The sequence below is a fragment of the Nostoc sp. genome (genome assembly GCF_036917775.1).
Taxonomy (GTDB): domain Bacteria; phylum Cyanobacteriota; class Cyanobacteriia; order Cyanobacteriales; family Nostocaceae; genus Nostoc.
On the sequence record NZ_JBALEQ010000011.1, the window covers coordinates 1 to 2,475 of the forward strand.

Sequence of the window (2,475 nt, forward strand, 5' to 3'; positions counted from 1 at the left end):
GATTCCACTTAACTCAGCCCCTAAAAGAAGTTGGGTAACTTTCTCTTGTCTTCTATTCATTGCTGCTAAATGCAAATTAGTCCAAACTCAAGTTAGTTATTTGCAAGAGCCAGCACGTTTTATTGGGCAGCGACAAAAGCAATATGGATCAGTCTTCAAAACCCATCTATTTGGTCGCCCAACGATTGTCTTAATTGGGGAAGATGCCACACGTTTTCTATTCACTAATGAAAGTCAGCGATTTGAGATGACTAATACTACAAGCTTCGAGGTGCTACTAGGAGCCAACTCAATTGGAGTCAAGACAGGTACTGCTCACCAAAAACTTCGTAAACAGTTATTCAAGTCCTTTGAGCCAAGAGCGTTAGCTGATTATGCCAAAACGATGGAACAGTTGACCCATCGTTATCTGCATAAATGGGAAGAGATGAAAACTTTAGCTTGGTATCCTGAACTGAAAAAATACACACTTGATATTGCCTGTAAGTTGTTTATAGGTGTTGATAATGCCGCAAATGAGAACTTAGAGAAAGTTTACGAGGCTTGGAGTAATGGACTATTATCTATTCCGATTCGATTTCCTTTAAGCAAGTTTACTCGTGCAGTTCGTGCGCGAGAGCAGCTTCTTGTTCAATTTGATCAGTTAATTGTTCAACGTCAAAAACAGTCTATTCCCCATCAAGATGTTCTAGGAATTTTATTACAGGCACAAGATGAAGAAGGGAATCGTCTGAGTATTGAGGATGTGAAAGATAATGTGTTAGCAATGCTTGTTGCTGGACACGAAACTTTAACTTCAGCACTAACTTCCTTATGTTTATTGTTAGCTCAACATCCACAGGTGTGGCAAACAGCACGTTTAGAACAAGCGAAAATTGGACACGCACAACTGCTGACACCAGAATGTCTTAAGCAAATGACCTATCTAGAGCTTGTGCTAAAGGAAGTCCTACGAATACTGCCTCCAGTCGTTCGTAGCGGTTCGCGTAAAGTACTTAAGGAAAGTGAGTTTGCTGGATACCGTATCCCCCAAGGCTGGGACGTATTTTACCAAATTCAGGAAACTCATCAAGACGAGAATGTTTACGCTCAATCTCAACAATTTGACCCACAACGTTTTGCATCTGAATCCACTCAAGACAAACAAAGGGTTGGAAGCTATATTCCTTTTGGTGGTGGTATTCGAGAATGTTTAGGTAAAGAGTTTGCTCGGCTAGAAATGAAACTGTTTGCCGTACTCTTGATTCGTGACTATGAATGGGAAATACTTCCTGGACAAAATCTAGAACGCTTAGTACTACCATTTTCTCGTCCGAGGGATGGTTTGAAAGTAAAGTTTTGGAGGCGCGAAGGCTAACAGTTTGAAATCGTATTGCTAAAGTAGATATTCATCATTCATTTTGAGTGACAGACACGGCGGAACAAGTGCCTTCGCCTCATGTGACCATTTTTCAGCATTTGGCACGGGTGTGATGGAACCTTCGCCTTCATCAACGGCTTTGACTTCTAGACCCGAAACCGAGTTTTCAACTAACAACAAAGCAGAATAACCCTGTTCTACCTGCCCTGAGTTTGATTTGCGATCGCTAAAAGTCCCCATATCAACACTTCCCACGCTAAATGCTAAATTTTATTTAGCCACCCAGCAGGAGTTTTCTTTTTCTTATGTGGTTCTGGTCTGCCGATTCAGTAGAACAAGAATTGTTTGATTTATACGCTCCAGCCCTACGGTCGCTCGGCGTAAATTTTAATGACGAGCAACTCCAAGACACTCTAGAAGCAGCAAGCTATGGTTTAGAAGATGCTTTCAGGAGCGCGATCGTTTACATACTCTGGCTCGAAGAAAACCTGAAGCCGATCTACCCAACTGCGATACTAATCGAGGCACTCGTAAATCAATGGCGTACCAAGTACTGGAAACCGGAGTATTTGGAACTTGAACAGTTGCTTTCCCCCGGAAAGCGCTGGTGGAGGGCAGCAGTGGATATGTGGGGTTACGACGAACGTAATCAACTGGTTGCAGATATATTTGACGACCACGGGCAGGAATTTATTAAGTTCCGAAATGGGAAAGAAATTCTAGTTGATACTGCTTAGAATGGCACTAAGATAAGCGCAAACCCATGATTTAACTGGCTTTTGAGTGTGGGAAGTGTGGGGAGAGGGGGGAGAGGGGGGAGTGTGGGGAGTGTGGGGGGTAAGACTTCTTCCCCGTCCTCCCACACCTCCCACACCCTGCCAGCAAGGAAGTTTCAGCTTTTCTTAGTGCCATTCGATACTGCTTATAAGTGGGGATGGGAGCGAGTCGCAGATTATGCGTCCCCATTTTCAGAAAATAATTGGTCGCTTGACAGTATCAATGCAAGTGAATCTTGATCTCCACCTTCTGCACAAGAGTAGATAAGCACTGTCAAGCAGCAATTCAAAATTCAAAATTATTAATTCAAAATTAAAGGCAATTGGAGCTTGAACTCA

At 42.8% G+C, this 2,475-nt stretch carries 3 protein-coding genes; 2 read left to right on the forward strand and 1 reads right to left on the reverse strand.

Translation table 11 applies throughout. From position 1 onward, the window contains the following. Window position 1 precedes the first annotated feature (1 nt). Window positions 2–1,357, forward strand: coding sequence for a cytochrome P450 (locus V7K69_RS01270; protein ID WP_335030722.1), 1,356 nt, complete (start codon window positions 2–4; stop codon window positions 1,355–1,357). Between the two features lie 18 nt (window positions 1,358–1,375). Here V7K69_RS01270 and V7K69_RS01275 read toward each other — a convergent pair whose 3' ends face one another. Continuing rightward, window positions 1,376–1,615: a hypothetical protein gene (locus V7K69_RS01275; protein WP_335030723.1), complete on the reverse strand. Its 240-nt coding sequence runs from the start codon at window positions 1,613–1,615 to the stop codon at window positions 1,376–1,378. A 50-nt stretch (window positions 1,616–1,665) separates the two neighbouring features. On the opposite strand from V7K69_RS01275, the gene V7K69_RS01280 reads away from it, so the two are divergent. After that, entirely contained in the window at window positions 1,666–2,097 is a 432-nt protein-coding gene (locus V7K69_RS01280; protein WP_335030724.1) for a hypothetical protein, read from the forward strand. The last annotated feature ends 378 nt before the right edge of the window (window positions 2,098–2,475 follow it).

Coding starts and splice junctions, on each gene's coding strand:
- V7K69_RS01280 (WP_335030724.1), top strand. CDS start 1,666: ATGTGGTTCTGGTCTGCCGATTCAGTAGAACAAGAATTGTTTGATTTA.